Origin of the sequence: Frigoribacterium sp. 2-23 (genome assembly GCF_049601585.1) — a bacterium.
In the GTDB taxonomy this organism is placed as follows: Bacteria; Actinomycetota; Actinomycetes; order Actinomycetales; family Microbacteriaceae; genus Frigoribacterium.
On sequence record NZ_CP187126.1, the window covers coordinates 2,072,090 to 2,089,105 of the forward strand.

The following is a 17,016-nucleotide window of genomic DNA, read 5'->3' on the forward strand; positions in this document are numbered from 1 at the left end:
CTGCCCAGGGTATCCGCGGCGGACGACATCCGATGCGTGTCACGACCGCGAGGAGGTGCGGCGTCTCTTCACCCACCCTCCCGGACGTTCTTCGACCGCTCCGGCCAGTTCGAGCTCGGCGAGCACACCTCGCGTGTCCGACCGCGACAGGCCACTCGCCGCCGTCACCTCGTCCACGCTCCGAGCCGTTCGCGTGCTCAGGGCATCGCGGACCCGGGCCTGCTCGGGCGTGCCGTCGTCGAACAGGCTCGGCTGCCGCTCGGCCCCCGCCTCCCCCTCCGCCGACGGGGCCCCGAGTAGTTCGACGACGTCCGCGGCACTCGTGACGCAGGTGGCCAGCCCCGCGCGGATGAGTCGATGGCAGCCTGCCGACGACGGCGACGTGATCGGCCCCGGGACGGCGCCGACGGGTCGCCCGAGCTGGGCCGCGTGGTTCGCCGTGTTGAGCGAGCCGCTGCGGTTGCCCGCCTCGACGACGACCGTCGCCGACGTCAGGGTGGCTATCAACCTGTTTCGCTGGAGGAACCTCCAGCGGGACGGCGTCGTCCCGCACGGCGACTCCGAGATCATGAGCCCGTCGGCACTGTCGATGACGCGACGCAGCAGGTCGTCGTGGCCGCTGGGATAGAACCGGTCGACGCCGTTCGCCATCACCGCGACGGTCGCGGCGTCTGCCGCGAGGGCCGCTCGATGCGCCATGCCGTCGATGCCATACGCCGCTCCGGACACGATGGTCGCCCCACGGACGCCCAGGGCGCTGCTGAGATCGGCCGCCACCTGCTCGCCGTAACGGGTGGCAGCCCGCGCGCCGACGAGTGCGACGGAACGCGCCGTCACGGGCAGACGCCCGTGACCTCGCAGCCAGAGCGCAGCGGGAGCGTGGTCGCCCAGTTCGTCGAAGACCTCCGGCCAGTCGGCGCTCGTCGGGGTGACGACCCGCAGCCCGAGGGCACGGGCCGCCGTGAAGCTGGTCGTGATCCGGGTGGCATCCAGCCGTGGCCGCCAGCGAGCCAACGCGCGGTCCACCCGGTGCCGTGTCGCGTCTGTATCGCCGGTGGCGAGCAGTGCGCGGACGATCAGGCCCGTAGCCGCGGCCTCGGGCAACGCCGCCGCCTCCAGCACCAGCCGCAGCGAACCCGCCGCCCCGAGCGTGCGGCGCAGCAGACCGCCGGTCGAGTCACCGGGCTCGGCGATACCCGACCAGGCGGCGTACGCGAAGGCCTCCACCGCCGCCGGAGCGGAGGAGACCCCCTCGTCGGCCTCCGCCAGCACGGGTCGGACGAGGTCGGCCAGGGTCGTGGCCGGGAGGGTCAGGAGCTCGTTCACAACGACCGCCTCAGCGACAACGCCCGACGGACATGTGCACCGGAGGGCCGCTCGGCTCCGTCGAGATCGGCGAGCGTCCAGGCGACCCGGAGGACGCGGTCGTAGCCGCGCATGGTGAGCGCGCCGGTCTCGAGGGCACGATCGATCGACGTCGTCTCCGACGACCCGAGGCGATGCTCGCGTGAGCGCAACCACGGCCCGGGGACCTCGGCGTTCAGCGACCACCCGGTGCCGGCGAGCCGTCTCGCGGCCGCGGCCCGTGCCTCCTCGACGCGCGTGCGCGCCGCTGCCGTCGTGCGCGGCTCGTCGGTCGCGGCGAGCATGAACTGGGCCGAGCCGATCCGGGCAACTCTGAGCTGCAGGTCGATCCTGTCCACGAGGGGGCCCGACAGCCGCGAGAAGTAGCGGCGACGCTGATGCGGCGAGCAGGAGCATTCGCCGTCCCGTGAGCCGTAATGACCGCAGGGGCACGGATTCGCGGCGGCGACCAGCTGGAACCGTGCGGGGAACGTCGCGACGGCACGGGAGCGGTGGATGACGGCCCGTCCCGATTCGAGGGGCTGGCGCAGGGTGTCGAGCACCGACGTCGAGAACTCGGGTGCCTCGTCCAGGAAGAGCACGCCGCGCGAGGCCCGTGACACCGCCCCCGGGCGCAGGACGCCGCTGCCGCCACCGATCAACGAGGCGGCGCTGCACGTGTGATGGGGGTTCTCGAACGGCGGCCGGCGCACGAGGTCACCGGACACGGGCAGGCCCGACAGGGACCGGATCGACGTCACCTCCAGTGCGGCCTCGACTCCCAGATCGGGGAGCAGGCCCGGCAACCGTGCCGCGAGCATGCTCTTGCCCGCCCCGGGCGGGCCGACCATCAGGAGATGGTGACCTCCGGCCGCGGCCACGACCAGCGCCTCCACCGCATCGGCGTTGCCGATCACGTCGGCGAGCTCGGGCGTCTCGGTGATCTCGCCCCCGGGCGCCGTCCGACGGAGGGCGTCGACCGGCTCGGGACTCAGCTCGGCCCCGTGCCAGATGGCCGCGTCGCGGAGGCAGGCCACACCGACGACGCGGACCCCGGGGACGAGGGCGGCCTCGTCGACGTTGTCGGTCGGCACCATGACGATGTCCGCATTCGCCCGCCGCGCGGCGAGCACCGCCGGGAGGACGCCGTCGATGGGCCGGAGTCTTCCGTCGAGCCCGAGCTCGCCGAGGTGGACCACGTTCTCGACCGACGCGGCCGAGACGACGTCGGCGGCCGCGAGGGCCGCCACGGCGATCCCGAGATCGAACGAGGAGCCCTGTTTCGGCAGGGACGCCGGCGACAGGTTCACCGTCAGCTTGCGGGTCGGGAGCGGGCACCCGGAGTTGGTCGCAGCAGCTCGGACCCGATCGCGGGCTTCGCCGAGCGAGGTATCGGGCAGACCGATGATCATGAACGCCGGAAGACCGGGGCCCATGTCGGCTTCGATCTCGACGAGAGCCCCGTCGAGCCCGAGCAACGACACGGCACGCGTCCTGGCCACGCTCACGAGTCGATCCCCCGGACGAGCTGCACCTCGGGCGCGGGCGAGCCGAGGTGCCCCGTCACCGCCACCACGTCGAGCCGCACCGAGGAGGATGCCCCAGGGTGGTCGGCCAACCACAGGCCCGCTAGGCGTCGCAAACGGTCCCGTTTCGTCCGCGTGACGGCCTCGAGCGGATGCCCGAAAGCGGTGCTCGAGCGCGTCTTGACCTCGATGACGACCAGTTCGTCCGCGTCGAGCGCGACGACGTCGATCTCGCCCTCCCGGCATCGCCAGTTGCGATCCACGATGCGCATGCCCACCGACTCGAGGTGGCGCACGGCCACCGTCTCACCCCAGCGACCCAGGTCGTCTTTCTTCGCCATATCTGACCTCCTGTGAGGAGGATCGCGGCGGTCGGAGGGTCAACTCGGACGCGGTCGCCGCGACTGGGGATCGTGCGCGGCGGTTGAAGGCTGTGAGCGAGTCGTGTCAGCGAGCCGAGGGGCTACTCGTCGAGCGCGAGCTCTTTCGGGAGTTCGAGGTCACGCGACGTGAGTTCTTCGACGTTCACGTCCTTGAACGTCAGCACCCGGACCGACTTCACGAAGCGGTCGGACCGGTAGACGTCCCAAACCCAGACATCGGTCATCGTCAGCTCGAAGTAGAAGTCGTGTTCGGTGTCCCGGCGTACGAGATCGACCTCGTTCGCGAGGTAGAACCGACGCTCCGTCTCGACCACATAACGGAACTGCGACACCACGTCGCGGTACTCGCGGTACAACGCGAGCTCGACCTCGCGGTCGTAGTCTTCGAACTCGTCCTCGTCCATCGGGGGACCATCCTACGCGCTGACGCCCGCGCCTCCGACCGGGGGTCGGCGACAGCTCTGGGCAGCCGGCGATTCAGTGCAGCCAGGACAGGCGGTGCAGGGGCGACGGCCCGAGCTCGGTCAACGCCGCGTAGTGCGCCGACGAGCCGTACCCCTTGTTGGCGACCCAGCCGTAACCGGGGTGGTCGTCGTGGGCAGCGATCATCATGCGGTCACGGTGCACCTTCGCGATGACGGAGGCGGCCGCGACCGAGGCGCAGTCGCGATCGGCCTTGACCCGCGTCACGACTCGGGGAGCCGACGACAGCGCCGGTGTCAGGTAGTCGTGGTTGCCGTCGAGCACGACGACGGACGTCATGATGCCGACTCCGGCGTGGTGCAGCTCGGCCAGGGCACGCCGCCCGGCGAGCCCCAGGGATGCGATGATGCCGAGCGAATCGACCTCCTCCGGTGTGGCCAGGCCCACCGCGTGCCGGTGCACCCAGGTCGTGGCGACCGGGAAGAGCGCTTCGCGACGTTTCTCGCTGAGGAGCTTGGAGTCCCGCAGCCCGGCCGGTACGGCCTCGCAACCGGCGACGACCGCGCTCATACCGACGGCGACCGGACCGGCGATCGCCCCGCGACCGACCTCGTCACAGCCGATCACCCACGCTGCGCCGTCTCGGTGCAGCTCGGCCTCGACGTCGAGTGTGGGGTCGACGACCGCCATCACTCGCCCTCGCGCTCGGTTCCGCGGAAGACGTCCGGGTAGTCCCCGAGCCAGGTCCATCGGTCGAACGGCCAGGTGATGACGAAGGCCCGCCCGACGACGTCGGCCATCGGCACGAAGCCCTTGCTGGGCGTGTCGCCGTTGTACCGGCTGTCTTTCGAGTTGTACCGGTTGTCGCCCATGACCCAGAGCGAGCCGGCAGGAACCGTCACCGAGAAGTCGTCGGCCGAGACCCGGTCCTTACCGGCGGGGAGGTTGACGTAGGGCTCGGTGAGAGGCACCCCGTTGACGGACATCTGCCCGAAGTCGTTGCAGCACTCGACCTTGTCGCCGGGCAGGCCGATGACGCGCTTGATCAAGTGGTCATTGCTGTCTTGTGCGCCGAGGCCGACCTGGGTCAAGAACCACGAGATGCCGTCCGACACGGGATTGCCTGACGTCGCCGAGATCGTCGGCGTGCCGTTCAGCCAGCCGCCGGGGTCGGTGAACACGACGACGTCGCCGCGCTTGACCGAGACCACGTCGGGGACGAGCTCGTTGACGATGATGCGATCGTTGATCTGCAGCGTGTTCTCCATCGACCCGGAGGGGATGTAGAACGAGCGGATCAAGAACGTCTTGATCAGGAACGAGATCAGCAGCGCCGCGACGAAGATGATCAGGACGTCCCTGAGGAACGTGCCGATGCCGCGCTTCTTGCCGTCGTCGTCTCGGCGGGACCGCCGTCTAAGGAACGATGTGTTATCTGTCATTTAACCGCCCGAGCTCCCCGCCATCGTATACGGCGGGGAGCTCGTGAGTAGGCACGGCACCGTCGGAGGCAGAACGCGACCGACTTTGCGTGGTGCGCGACTAGTTGTCGCGCTTCTCCTTGATCTTGGCCTTCTTGCCGCGCAGTTCGCGCAGGTAGTAGAGCTTCGCGCGGCGGACGGCGCCACGGCTGACGAGCTCGATGTGGTCGATGACCGGCGAGTGCACGGGGAACGTACGCTCGACGCCGACCTGGAAGCTCACCTTGCGAACGGTGAACGTCTCGCGGACGCCCTCGTTCTGGCGGCCGATGACGACGCCCTGGAACACCTGGATACGCGAGCGCGTGCCTTCGATGATGTTGACGTGGACCTTGACGGTGTCGCCGGCGCGGAAGTCGGGGATGTCCGACTTGAGGGACGCGGCGTCAACCGAATCGAGGATGTGGCTCATGGTCGTTCGCTCTCTGCAACCGCCACAGGTCGACTGCGGTTCTCAGTTAGATGAAGAAGTCGTGCACCGTCGATGGCCGGCTCCCCTGTGGCAGAGCCGTGCGCAGGCACAAGAGTCGATTGTGCCACACCCCCGGCATCACCCGCTACTCGCGGGGAGCGATGCGGATGACGGGCCCGGGGTCGCCGAAGCCGGGCGCCTGCCCGCCGGTCTGCCCGTAGGGCTGACGCCCCTGATTCGCGACGGCCTCGAGATCGGCCAACGAGGCGACCACACGTCGCCGTGCCTCCTGGACCCATTGCCAGGCGGCCGAGGCGATCAAGGCGATGCCGGAGGCGATCGTCACGGTGACCGCCAAGGCGAACAGAGCGGTCGAGAGGTCGAGGGACCCGGCCCCCGCGATGGCCGTGAACGCCGACGCGGACGGCGTCTGCGCCGAACTGTCGACGATGAAGAAGCCGAGCGCGAGCTGGGCCAGCCAGGACAACGTGAGGAGGCTCGCATCGAGCCACGAGACGGCCCGGTTCTGGCGGACACTGCGTCGAGCGAGGATCAGGGCCGTCACGAGGACCTGCCCGATGAAGAGCAACGGCACGAGCACGATCTGCCCGAGGAACTGCAGGCCGAGCGGCACCCCGAAGAACGCACGGCCGACGAGTACCCAGACGGGCAGGACGAAAGCGGCCACCCAGAGCAGCCGGAAGAACACGCGACGCAGCACCATCCGGTCAGGCTACGAGGCGAGAGTGAAGAATGGCTGCATGATCGAGCTGCGGACCCCCGACGAGATCGAGCACATGCGACCGGCGGGAGCATTCGTGGCCCACGTGCTCGAGGCGACCCGCGCCGCGGCCGCGCCCGGCGTCAATCTGCTCGACCTGGACGCCCTCGCGGCGGACATGATCCGCGATCGGGGTGCCGAGAGCTGCTATGTCGACTATCACCCGTCGTTCGGGGCGATGCCGTTCGGCCGAGTCCTCTGTACGTCCGTCAACGACGCGGCACTGCATGGACTCCCCCGCGACTACCGGCTCGTCGACGGCGACCTGCTGAGTCTCGACTTCGCCGCGAGCGTCGACGGCTGGGTGGCGGACTCCGCCGTCTCCGTGGTCGTCGGCTCGGCCCGGGACGCCGATCTGGCCCTGATCGACACCTGCGAGCGGGCTCTCGCCGCCGGTATCGCAGCGGCACGCCCGGGCGGACGACTCGGTGACATCTCCGCCGCCATCGGGGGTGTGTCGCGCTCGGCCGGTTTCGGCGTCAACTTGCAGTTCGGAGGCCACGGCGTCGGACGGACGATGCACGGCGAACCACACGTGCCGAACGACGGCCGTGCGGGTCGGGGCCTCGTGCTCACGCCCGGGCTGGTCATCGCCATCGAACCGTGGTTGATGGCGACCACCGACGAGCTCTACACGGACGACGACGGATGGACGCTGCGCAGCCGGGACGGATCGCGTGCCGCGCACGTCGAGCACACGGTCGCGATCACCGAGAACGGCCCGTCGGTCTTGACCGCGCGATCCCGCTGACGGATGGTGACCCGCCCCTCCTCGAGAAGACGAGGAGGCACGGTGCGGGTCAGTCGAGGAGGTCGGGTCGGACGCGGCGCGTGCGTTCGAGCTGCTGCTCGTGTCGCCAGGTCGCGATGGCGCCGTGGTTGCCGCTCAGGAGGACCGGGGGGACGTCGAGATCCCGCCACGAGGCGGGCTTCGTGTAGCTCGGATACTCGAGCAGACCGTCTTCGTGACTCTCTTCGGTGAGGCTCTCGGGGTTGCCGACGACGCCCGGGACGAGGCGTCCGATGGCCTCGATCATGGCGGTGACGGCGACCTCGCCGCCGTTGAGCACGTAGTCCCCCAGGCTGATCTCCCGCACGGTGACGCGCGACGACGCGTGCTCGACGACCCGCTGGTCGATGCCCTCGTAGCGACCACACGCGAACACCAGATGCGGCGCGAACGCGAGCTCTCGGGCCAACGACTGGGTGAACGGGGTCCCTGCCGGCGACGGCACGATCATCGTGGTCGTCTCCGGGGTCGCCGCGTCACCGAAGACGGCGTCGAGAGCCTCGCCCCACGGTTCGGGGCGCATGACCATACCGGCCCCGCCGCCGTAGGGGGTGTCGTCGACGGTGCGGTGACGATCGTGCGTGTAGTCACGCAGATCGTGCACCGCCACGTCGAGCAGGCCCTGCTGCCGAGCCTTGCCGAGCAGCGAGATGTCGAGCACCCCGAAGAACTCGGGGAAGATCGACACGATGTCGATGCGCATGTCAGGCGTCGCGCGGGGCGGACTCGTCGGAGGCGTCCGCCTCGACAGCCGCGGCCTCGGGTTCGGAGGACTCCGACTCGGAGTCGTCGGCCAGCTCTTCGAAGAGCCCGGTGGGCGGCGTCACCACGACGACGCCGTTCTCGACGTCGACCTTCGGCACCAGGGCGGCGACGAAGGGGACGAGCACCTCACCCGCGGCGGTGTCGACGGCCAACAGGTCTTGGGCCGGCATGTGGTCGACGCGGGCGACCGTGCCGACCTGGACGCCGTCGCGCTCGACCCGGAGACCGACGAGTTGGTGGTCGTACCACGCGTCGTCTTCCTCGGGGAGCTCGGCACTGTCTTGCTCGACCCAGAGGATGGCCTTCACGAGCGATTCGGCGGCGGTGCGATCGGGGACGCCCTCGAAGAAGCCGACCGGCTGGCTGTTGTACCAGCGCAGTTCGGTCAGCGTGAGCGTCTTGCCATGCCACTCGCTGGTCGCGGGGACCTGCAGCGTGAAGACGGCGCCCGGCGTGAATCGCTGCTCGGGGGTGTCCGTGAAGAGTTCCAGCTTCAGAGCGCCCTTGAGGCCGTGGGCCTTCGTGAGGCGCCCGACGCGCAACTGGGTTCGATCTGGGGAGGACACAGGCTCGTTCGTCACGGCCTAGACGTCGGTGTCGACGACGTCGACGCGAACGCGCTTGCCGTCAGCCAGAGCGGTGATCAAGGTGCGCAGCGCCTTGGCCGTGCGGCCGGAGCGGCCGATGACACGGCCGAGGTCGTCGGGGTTCACGTGGACCTCGAGAACGTCGCCACGCGGGGAGTTCTTCTCGACGACCTGCACCTCGTCCGGGTGATCGACGATCCCCCGGACGAGGTGTTCGAGTGCAGGTGCGAGCACTGACTACGCCTCGGTGGTCTCGGCGTCGTCAGCGGCAGGAGCCTCGGCGGGCTCGGCCTTGGCCGGCTTCTCCGACTTGGGCACGAGGACCGGCTTCTTCTTCTCGTCGGCGACGAAGGCCTCCTTGGGAGCCTTGGTCTTGACGGTGCTGGTGGCGTTCGCGTCACCCTTGAACTTGCCCCAGTCGCCCGTGAGCTTGAGCAGCGCGGCGACCTGCTCGGTCGGCTGGGCGCCGACGCTGAGCCAGTACTGAGCGCGCTCCGACTCGACCTCGATGAACGAGGGCTCCTCGGTGGGGTGGTACTTGCCGATCTCCTCGATCACGCGGCCGTCGCGCTTGGTGCGCGAGTCGGCGACGACGATGCGGTAGTACGGTGCGCGGATCTTGCCCATGCGCTTGAGACGGATCTTGACAGCCACAATTCTCCTGTGTGATGTGATGTGGGCGAGTTGCTAGCCGTGAGCGTGGGGGCACACTCGGCTCGAAAGCTCTGATGAGGTCTGGCGACAGGCTGATTAGAGGGTCGGCCCGCCGCAGACTCGACCTCTTATTGTTGCAGACGTTCGCCGGTCTGCGCGAATCACTTCGGCAAGCCGCCACACCGGGTCGTCGCATGACGACCCGAGGAGGCGCGGGCGGGCACCCGGAGCGGCCTTCTGTCAGGATGAACCGCGCATGCGCTGGTCGGCGGATGTCATCGCCCAGCACGCACTCCCCGCCGTGCCGACGCGGAAGGCCCCACCATGAAGATCGATTTCACGGCGTCCGAGCCGTCGACACTCGGGATCGAATGGGAGCTGGCCCTCGTCGACCGGTCGAGTGGCGAACTGGCCGCGCATGCGCCCGCGATCCTCGAGGAGCTCGCGCCGCGGATCAACGGCGACGGCCCCGAGCGCCTCACCGGCGAGCTCCTGACCAACACGGTCGAGGTCGTCACCGGCGTGCACCGTCGTGTCACGGACGGCGTCGACGACCTGCGCCACACGATCGAGTCCGTCCGCGAGCCGGCCGAGCACCTCGGCGCCGAGCTGATGTGCGCCGGCACGCACCCCTTCAGCCAGTGGTTCCAGCAAGAGGTGACGCCCGACAAGGAGCGGTACGCCACCCTCATCGACCGGACGCGCTGGTGGGGCCGGCAGATGATGATCTGGGGCGTGCACGTCCACGTCGGTATCGACGACCGCGACAAGGTGCTGCCCATCCTCAACGGGCTGCTCACCTACGTGCCCCATTTCCAGGCGATCACGGCCTCGTCGCCGTTCTGGGTCGGTGAGGAGACCGGGTACGCCTCGAACCGCGCGCTGATGTTCCAGCAACTCCCCACGGCAGGGCTCCCCCCGCAGTTCGGCGCGTGGGCGAACTACGAGGAGATGGTCGCCGACATGACGCACACCGGCGTCATCGACGACCACAGCGAGCTCCGCTGGGACCTCCGCCCCTCGCCCAAGTGGGGAACCCTCGAGACGCGCGTCTTCGACGGCATCGCGACCTTCGACGAGGTCGCGGCCGTGACCGCACTGGTCCAATGCCTGGTCGACGACATGTCCACCCGCCTCGATGCCGGTGACGAGCCTCCTCAGATGCAGCCCTGGTTCGTTCGCGAGAACAAGTGGCGCGCCGCGCGCTACGGCATGGACGCCATCGTCATCGTCAACGCGGCGGGCGACGAACGACTAGTCACCGACGACCTGCGCGATCTCATCGTGCGACTCGAGCCCGTGGCCGACCGGCTCGGCTGCCTCGACGAACTGCAGTCCCTGACCCGCATCATGGACGTCGGCGCGAGCTACCAGCGTCAGCTGGCGGTCGCGGCGCGCAGCGACGGCAGTCTCCGTGCCGTCGTCGCGTCGCTGGTCGCCGAGCTCCGCGACGGCCTCGCCGCCTGACGCGTCCCTCCCCCGGCTCGCCTGCCGCTCCTTCCCCTTCGCGTTGTGCGACCATGTCGCGCGACGCCGCCGGTTCCGCCGGCGTGTCGCGAGCGTCTGCGACCGCATGGTCGCATCCTGCCTGCAGGAGGCACGGGTCGGGATGGTCAGTACGTCCCGTGGGGCGAGCGGTCGCCCAGATCGAAGCACGGCGACCACGAGCAAAGAAGAACGCCCGGTGTGGAATGATCCACAACCGGGCGTTCGGGTCGAGCCTGTGAGCGACTAACCGCGTCCCAGGAACTTCTGCAGCGACGCGAGCTCTTCGGCCGTCGGCGCCTTGTCGCCCTGGGGCGCACCGCCGAGACCGAAGCCCGAACCACCGCCGGCGGCCGAGCCACCAGGCTTCTCGCCACTGGCGAGAGCCGCGTTCTGTGCCGCGCGCTTGGCGGGGTTGCCCGCCTTCGAGCCCTTCTTCTTGGCCTGTGCCTTACGACCGGCGTACGAGGCGCCGGGGATCGGCCCCATGCCGGGTACCTGCGGCACGCCGCCCTTGGCGACCGTGCGCATCATCTTGGACGCCTGCTCGAAGCGCTGCACGAGCTGGTTGACGTCGGTGACCGTCATGCCCGAACCGCGGGCGATGCGCAGGCGGCGGGAGCCGTTGAGCAGCTTCGGCAGCTTACGTTCGGCCGGCGTCATGGACTGGATGATCGCCTCGGTGCGGACGATCTCGCGCTCGTCGAAGTTCTCGAGCTGCTCGCGCATGCCCTTGGCGCCCGGCAGCATGCCGAGCATGCCCTTGATCGACCCCATGTTGCGCAGCTGCTGCATCTGTTTCAGGAAGTCGTCCAGCGTGAACGAGTCGGTCGCGATCTTCTCGGCGACCTTGCGCGCCTCTTCCTCGTCGAACGCACCCTGGGCCTGCTCGATGAGGGTGAGGATGTCACCGAGGTCGAGGATTCGGCTCGCCATGCGGTCGGGGTGGAACGGCTCGAAGTCGTCGAGCCCCTCACCGGTCGACGCGAACATGATCGGTCGACCCGTGACGGACGCGACGCTGAGCGCGGCACCACCGCGCGCGTCGCCGTCGAGCTTCGAGAGCACCACACCGGTGAAGTCGACGCCGTCCTGGAACGCCTTGGCCGTGGCCACGGCGTCTTGACCGATCATCGCGTCGATGACGAAAAGCACCTCGTCGGGGTCGACGGCCTTGCGGATGTTCGCAGCCTGCTTCATCAGTTCGGAGTCGACACCGAGACGACCCGCCGTGTCGACGATGACCGTGTCGTAGACCTTGTCGCGCGCGTACTTGATGGCCTGCTTGGCGACCTTGACCGGGTCACCGACGCCGTTGCCCGGCTCGGGCGCGAAGACGAACGCACCGGCCTGCTCGCCGACGACCTGGAGCTGCTGCACCGCGTTGGGGCGCTGGAGGTCGGCCGCCACGAGCATCGGCGTGTGGCCGTCTTTCGCGAGCCACTTCGCCAGCTTGCCCGCGAGGGTCGTCTTACCGGCACCCTGCAGACCCGCGAGCATGATCACGGTCGGCGGGTTCTTGGCGAACTCCAGCCGGCGCTGCTGCCCGCCGAGGATCTCGACCAGCTCTTCGTTGACGATCTGGACGACCTGCTGCGCCGGGTTCAGCGCTTTGTTGACCTCGTCCCCGAGGGCACGATCGCGCACCTTGTTCGTGAACGCCTTGACGACGTCGAACGCGACGTCGGCATCGAGCAGCGCGCGACGGATCTCGCGGACCGTGCTGTCGACGTCGGCGGGGCTGAGCTTGCCCTTGTTGCGGAGATTTCTGAACGTATCCGCGAGGCGGTCGGAGAGGGTTCCAAATGTGGCCATGGTGCTGCCATCTTAACCGTTCGAGCCGACCCGGACCTCCGGAGGCGCGGCGCACGACCCTGGGACTTATTGGACTCGATCTATTAATCGTCTACTCTCGCTGCATGACGCTCATCGAGAGACACGGCATCGCGTCCGGCGAGGCCCCCCTCCCCTACCTCGAAGCGTGGACGCTGCAGCGACGGCTCCACGGCGCGGTCGTGGCCCGCGACACCCCGGGGGCACTCGTCCTGTGCCAGCACCCGTCCGTCTACACGGCGGGCACCCGCACGCAGCCCGACGACCTGCCGCGGGACGGCAGCCCCGTCGTCGAGGCCGATCGCGGCGGCCGCATCACCTGGCACGGCCCCGGCCAGCTCGTGGCCTACCCGATCGTGCGCCTGCCCGAGCCCCTCGACGTCGTGGCGTTCGTGCGCGAGCTCGAGTCGTGCCTCATCGAGGCGTGCGCCACCGTCGGCGTCGTCGCCGAGCGCATCGACGGCCGCAGCGGCGCCTGGGTCCGCTCGTCGACGGGCGACGCGAAGGTCGGTGCCGTCGGCATCCGCGTCGCAGAGGGGGTCACCATGCACGGTGTCTCGCTGAACTGCGACAACTCGCTCGCCCCCTACGACGTCATCGTGCCCTGCGGCATCGCCGACGCCGGCGTGACCACCCTGACCCGCGCCTCCGGCCGGATCGTGACGCCCCACGACGTCGCGGACGCGCTCGAGGCGTCGATCACGGCGCTGATCGACCGACTCGACGGCGCGACGGCCTCGGCCGGGACGGCGGTCGCCGCGTGAGCGCCGCGCCCGAGGGCCGCCGCCTGCTGCGCGTCGAGGCCCGCAACGCCGCGACCCCCATCGAGACGAAGCCGTCCTGGATCAAGACGACGGCGCGCCAGGGCCCCGAGTACCGCGCCCTGACCGAGCTCGTCGTCGACAAGAAGCTGCACACCGTCTGCCAGGAGGCCGGCTGCCCGAACATCTTCGAGTGCTGGGAGGACCGCGAGGCCACCTTCCTGATCGGCGGCTCGCAGTGCACGCGTCGCTGCGACTTCTGCCAGATCGACACCGGCCGACCCAGCCCGCTCGACCGGCGCGAGCCGCAGTCGGTCGCGGAGTCGGTCCGCGAGATGGGACTCCGCTACGCCACGGTGACGGGCGTCGCGCGCGACGACCTGGACGACGGAGGCGCGTGGCTGTATGCCGAGACCATCCGGCGCATCCACGATCTCAACCCGGGCACCGGCGTCGAGATCCTCGTGCCCGACTTCAACGGTCGCCCCGAACTCCTCGGGCAGGTGTTCGACGCCGCTCCCGAGGTGTTCGCGCACAACGTCGAGACGGTCCCCCGCATCTTCAAGCGCATCCGCCCGGCCTTCACGTTCGAGCGCTCGCTCGACGTGATCCGTCAGGGGCACGACGCCGGGCTCGTCACGAAGTCGAACCTCATCCTCGGCATGGGCGAGGAGTACGGCGAGGTGATCGACGCGCTCGAACGACTGCGCGAGGCCGAGACGGACATCATCACGCTGACGCAGTACCTGCGGCCGAGCCCCCGGCACCTGCCCGTCGCCCGGTGGGTGAAGCCCGAGGAGTTCGTCGACTTCCGCGAGATCGCCGAGGACATGGGCTTCAGCGGGGTGTTGGCCGGGCCGCTCGTGCGGTCGTCCTACCGCGCCGGCCGCCTCTGGGCCCGGGCTACGGAGGCGCGGGGCGGCTTCGTCCCCGACTCGTTGCGGCACCTGCTGACCGCCGACGCCGGGCGCCAGGCCGTCTGAACCGACGGGGGCTCGGGCGCGTCAGCCGATCAGGTTCTGCACGAACACGTGCGGGGTGAAACCGGTGAGGTCGTTGATGCCCTCGCCCTGGCCGACGAGCTTGATCGGGATGCCGGTCTGCTCCTGCACGGCGAGGACGAAGCCGCCACGGGCCGAGCCGTCGAGCTTCGTGAGGACGAGCCCGGTGACCCCCGCGTGCTCGATAAACGCCTGCGCCTGGGCGAGGCCGTTCTGCCCCGTCGTGGCGTCGAGCACGAGCAGCACCTCGGCGATCTCCGTCTGCTTCTCGACGACGCGCTTGATCTTGCCGAGTTCGTCCATGAGCCCCGACTTCGTCTGCAGACGGCCGGCCGTGTCGATGAGGACGATCTCGAAGCCCTCGCGCATGGCCCGCTCGACCGTCTGGAACGCGACCGAAGCCGGGTCCTGCCCCTGCTGCTGCGGACGCACGATCTGAGCTCCGGCACGCTCGGCCCAGGTCGCGACCTGCTCGACGGCCGCCGCGCGGAACGTGTCCGCCGCGCCGACGAGCACGGTGCGGTCGAAGTTGCGCAGGAACTTGGCGAACTTGCCGATCGTCGTCGTCTTTCCGACGCCGTTCACGCCGACCATCAGCACGACCGCGGGGCGATTGCTGAGCTTGAGCGTCGAGTCGAGCTTCGAGAGGCGCTCCTCGAGCACCTCGCGGAGCATGCGGCGGAGGTCGGCCGGGTCGGTGGTCTGGAACCGCGCGACCTTCTGGCGCAGGTCGTCGACGACGGCTTCGGTCACGTCCGGCCCGAAGTCGGCGCCGATGAGCGAGGCCTCGAGGTCGTCCCAGGTGGTCTCGTCGATCGTCTTGCGGCCGAACACGCCACGGAGGGCGCCGGAGAGAGACCAGGGAGATGCCATGCGACCAGCTTATTCGTCGCACGGCCGTCACTCGGCGCGCGGAGCGGCGGATCGGCCTGTATCGTGAACCCGTTGAAGGGGAGTATTCCTCTCGCGCTGTGCCGTCAATACGGAAGAGACCGATCTCGACCCGGTGCAGCGGCGCCGACCGCGACGACTTCTCGTCCGGCCGGGGCGGAAGAGACCTTCAGTACTCGTCATGCGTACTGGAGGCACTCCATGGACATCCACTTCCTCACCTGGGCGATCACGATCGCCGGCATCCTCGGGCTGCTCGTCTTCGACTTCTACAGTCACGTCCGGACGCCGCACGAGCCGACCATCCGCGAATCCGCGATCTGGTCCGGCGTCTACATCGGCATCGCGATCCTGTTCGGCGTGGGCGTCGGCGTCTTCTCCAACTGGACCTACGGCGGCGAGTACTTCGCCGGCTGGATCACGGAGAAGGCGCTGTCGGTCGACAACCTGTTCGTCTTCCTGATCATCATGACGAGTTTCGCCGTGCCGCGGATCTACCAGCAGAAGGTCCTGCTCGTCGGCATCGCCATCGCGCTGCTGTCGCGCGGTCTCTTCATCGCGGCGGGCGTCGCGATCATCGACAACTTCTCCTGGGTCTTCTATCTCTTCGGCGCCCTGCTCTTCTGGCTCGCGTACAGCCAGGTGCGCGGCGGTCACGACGACAAGGACGAGGCCGACAGCCGACTCATCCGCACCCTGCGCCGCATCATCCCGACCTCGAACGACTACGACGAGGACCGCCTGACCACGAAGGTCGACGGCAAGCGCCTCTTCACCCCCCTGTTCTTGGTCATGGTGGCGATCGGCCTCACGGACGTGCTGTTCGCCCTCGACTCGATCCCCGCGATCTTCGGCCTGACGCAGGAGGCCTACATCGTCTTCACGGCGAACGCCTTCTCGCTGCTCGGCCTGCGCCAGCTGTACTTCTTGATCTCGGGTCTGCTCGAGCGTCTCGTCTACCTCGCGCAGGGCCTCGCCGTGATCCTCGCGTTCATCGGTGTGAAGCTCGTGTTCCACGCCCTGCACGTGAACGAGGTACCGTTTATCAATGGCGGTCAGCCCATCGACTGGATTCCCGAGATCCCCATCTGGTTCTCGCTCGGATTCATCCTGGTGACCATCGCCGTGGCCACGGTGTTGAGCCTCGCGAAGTCCGGTCGCGACCGGAAGCGCGAGACCCTGACGTCGGGCTCGGAGGCCAGCGAGGGCTAGACCGCCCTGCACAGGCACCCTGCGCAGACATCCCGAGCAGAAGACGGAACCCCCTGCGATGCGCCTCGAACTGATCCGCCACGGCCAGACCGACTGGAACAGCCAAGACAAGCTGCAGGGGTCGAGCGACATCCCGCTGAACGACGTCGGTCGAGGGCAGGCCGTCGCCGCGGCCGCGCTCCTCGCCGGCGACGACTGGTCGGCGATCGTCTCGTCACCGCTCATGCGGGCCCGTGAGACGGCCCAGATCATCGCTGCCGAACTCGGCATCGAGCTCGGCGACTCCTACGACGAGCTGATCGAGCGCGACTACGCGTCGCGCGAGGGCACCGTGCCCGACGAGGCGATCCCCGACGAGCCCGACGCGTCGTTCCCCGACATCGAGCCCCGGGAGTCGGTCGCGCGCCGCGGTATCGGCGCCCTCGAGATGATCCGCGACACGCGCCTCCCCCTCGATGGCCCCGACGCCCGCATCGTTGTCGTCTGCCACGGCACGATCATCCGTTTCACGTTGTCCGAGATCCTCGGCGTCGAGATGCCGCACATCCAGAACGCGGCGGCGAACACCGTCGAGTGGGACGGCAGCGGCTGGCGCGTGCTGACCGTCAACGGCGAGGCACTCGAGACCGCCTGACGAAGCCCGACCCCCTCATGACGAAGGAGGCACGACCTGCGTGGTCGTGCCTC

At 69.1% G+C, this 17,016-nt stretch carries 20 protein-coding genes; 6 read left to right on the top strand and 14 right to left on the bottom strand.

The annotated features are described in order from the left end of the window. Positions 1–39 precede the first annotated feature (39 nt). The 8 genes from dprA to ACPEEZ_RS09770 all read right to left on the bottom strand — a co-directional run bounded on the left by dprA (position 40) and on the right by ACPEEZ_RS09770 (position 6,293). Positions 40–1,326: a DNA-processing protein DprA gene (gene dprA, locus ACPEEZ_RS09735; protein ID WP_423918094.1), complete on the bottom strand. Its 1,287-nt coding sequence runs from the start codon at positions 1,324–1,326 to the stop codon at positions 40–42. Beyond that, on the bottom strand, positions 1,323–2,852 hold the full coding sequence (locus tag ACPEEZ_RS09740) for a YifB family Mg chelatase-like AAA ATPase (RefSeq protein ID WP_423918097.1): 1,530 nt from the start codon (positions 2,850–2,852) through the stop codon (positions 1,323–1,325). The genes dprA and ACPEEZ_RS09740 overlap by 4 nt, the downstream gene beginning before the upstream one ends. Beyond that, entirely contained in the window at positions 2,849–3,211 is a 363-nt protein-coding gene (locus ACPEEZ_RS09745) for a YraN family protein (RefSeq protein ID WP_423918100.1), read from the bottom strand. The genes ACPEEZ_RS09740 and ACPEEZ_RS09745 overlap by 4 nt, the downstream gene beginning before the upstream one ends. A gap of 122 nt (positions 3,212–3,333) precedes the next feature. Then, complete coding sequence (locus ACPEEZ_RS09750) at positions 3,334–3,657, bottom strand: DUF2469 domain-containing protein (protein WP_423918103.1); 324 nt, start codon at positions 3,655–3,657, stop codon at positions 3,334–3,336. Positions 3,658–3,730: 73 nt separating this feature from the next. Further along, the gene (locus tag ACPEEZ_RS09755; RefSeq protein ID WP_423918105.1) at positions 3,731–4,366 is read right to left on the bottom strand and encodes a ribonuclease HII; all 636 of its coding nucleotides are present in this window, start codon (positions 4,364–4,366) and stop codon (positions 3,731–3,733) included. Next, positions 4,366–5,118, bottom strand: coding sequence for a signal peptidase I (gene lepB / locus ACPEEZ_RS09760; RefSeq protein WP_423918107.1), 753 nt, complete (start codon positions 5,116–5,118; stop codon positions 4,366–4,368). Before lepB ends, ACPEEZ_RS09755 begins: the two co-directional genes overlap by 1 nt. Positions 5,119–5,218: 100 nt before the next feature. After that, positions 5,219–5,569, bottom strand: a complete 351-nt coding sequence (rplS, locus tag ACPEEZ_RS09765) for a 50S ribosomal protein L19 (protein ID WP_423918110.1) — start codon at positions 5,567–5,569, stop codon at positions 5,219–5,221. 145 nt (positions 5,570–5,714) lie between these two features. Further along, entirely contained in the window at positions 5,715–6,293 is a 579-nt protein-coding gene (locus ACPEEZ_RS09770) for a hypothetical protein (protein ID WP_423918113.1), read from the bottom strand. Between the two features lie 37 nt (positions 6,294–6,330). Here ACPEEZ_RS09770 and map point away from each other — a divergent pair, with 37 nt between their 5' ends. After that, positions 6,331–7,101, top strand: a complete 771-nt coding sequence (gene map / locus ACPEEZ_RS09775; RefSeq protein WP_423918116.1) for a type I methionyl aminopeptidase — start codon at positions 6,331–6,333, stop codon at positions 7,099–7,101. Between the two features lie 49 nt (positions 7,102–7,150). Here map and trmD read toward each other — a convergent pair whose 3' ends face one another. From trmD to rpsP, 4 genes are read right to left on the bottom strand one after another with little or no spacing between them, the layout of a single operon-like run. Next, positions 7,151–7,843 (bottom strand): tRNA (guanosine(37)-N1)-methyltransferase TrmD, encoded by a 693-nt coding sequence (trmD, locus tag ACPEEZ_RS09780; protein WP_423918119.1) that lies wholly within the window; start codon positions 7,841–7,843, stop codon positions 7,151–7,153. Between the two features lies 1 nt (position 7,844). Further along, positions 7,845–8,471, bottom strand: coding sequence for a ribosome maturation factor RimM (rimM, locus tag ACPEEZ_RS09785; RefSeq protein ID WP_423918122.1), 627 nt, complete (start codon positions 8,469–8,471; stop codon positions 7,845–7,847). 18 nt (positions 8,472–8,489) lie between these two features. Then, positions 8,490–8,726 carry an RNA-binding protein gene (locus ACPEEZ_RS09790; RefSeq protein ID WP_423918124.1) on the bottom strand — a complete coding sequence of 79 codons (237 nt, stop codon included), beginning with the start codon at positions 8,724–8,726 and terminating at the stop codon, positions 8,490–8,492. A gap of 3 nt (positions 8,727–8,729) precedes the next feature. Further along, a complete protein-coding gene (rpsP, locus tag ACPEEZ_RS09795) occupies positions 8,730–9,146 on the bottom strand; it encodes a 30S ribosomal protein S16 (RefSeq protein ID WP_423918127.1) in 417 nt (138 codons plus the stop codon). Between the two features lie 324 nt (positions 9,147–9,470). Here rpsP and ACPEEZ_RS09800 point away from each other — a divergent pair, with 324 nt between their 5' ends. Beyond that, positions 9,471–10,613 carry a glutamate--cysteine ligase gene (locus ACPEEZ_RS09800; protein ID WP_423918129.1) on the top strand — a complete coding sequence of 381 codons (1,143 nt, stop codon included), beginning with the start codon at positions 9,471–9,473 and terminating at the stop codon, positions 10,611–10,613. 264 nt (positions 10,614–10,877) lie between these two features. Here the strand turns inward: ACPEEZ_RS09800 and ffh are convergent, their stop codons facing one another. After that, positions 10,878–12,446, bottom strand: a complete 1,569-nt coding sequence (gene ffh, locus ACPEEZ_RS09805; protein ID WP_423918132.1) for a signal recognition particle protein — start codon at positions 12,444–12,446, stop codon at positions 10,878–10,880. Positions 12,447–12,550: 104 nt separating this feature from the next. Between ffh and lipB the strand changes: the two genes are divergently transcribed. Next, positions 12,551–13,228, top strand: a complete 678-nt coding sequence (lipB, locus tag ACPEEZ_RS09810) for a lipoyl(octanoyl) transferase LipB (protein ID WP_423918135.1) — start codon at positions 12,551–12,553, stop codon at positions 13,226–13,228. Next, on the top strand, positions 13,225–14,208 hold the full coding sequence (lipA, locus tag ACPEEZ_RS09815) for a lipoyl synthase (protein WP_423918138.1): 984 nt from the start codon (positions 13,225–13,227) through the stop codon (positions 14,206–14,208). The genes lipB and lipA overlap by 4 nt, the downstream gene beginning before the upstream one ends. Before the next feature lie 21 nt (positions 14,209–14,229). On the opposite strand, the gene ftsY is transcribed toward lipA, so the two are convergent. Continuing rightward, positions 14,230–15,099, bottom strand: coding sequence for a signal recognition particle-docking protein FtsY (ftsY, locus tag ACPEEZ_RS09820; protein WP_423918140.1), 870 nt, complete (start codon positions 15,097–15,099; stop codon positions 14,230–14,232). A gap of 219 nt (positions 15,100–15,318) precedes the next feature. On the opposite strand from ftsY, the gene ACPEEZ_RS09825 reads away from it, so the two are divergent. Both ACPEEZ_RS09825 and ACPEEZ_RS09830 read left to right on the top strand, forming a co-directional pair. Further along, positions 15,319–16,329 (top strand): TerC family protein, encoded by a 1,011-nt coding sequence (locus ACPEEZ_RS09825; protein WP_423918143.1) that lies wholly within the window; start codon positions 15,319–15,321, stop codon positions 16,327–16,329. A 58-nt stretch (positions 16,330–16,387) separates the two neighbouring features. Further along, a complete protein-coding gene (locus tag ACPEEZ_RS09830) occupies positions 16,388–16,963 on the top strand; it encodes a histidine phosphatase family protein (protein WP_423918145.1) in 576 nt (191 codons plus the stop codon). Positions 16,964–17,016: the final 53 nt, after the last annotated feature.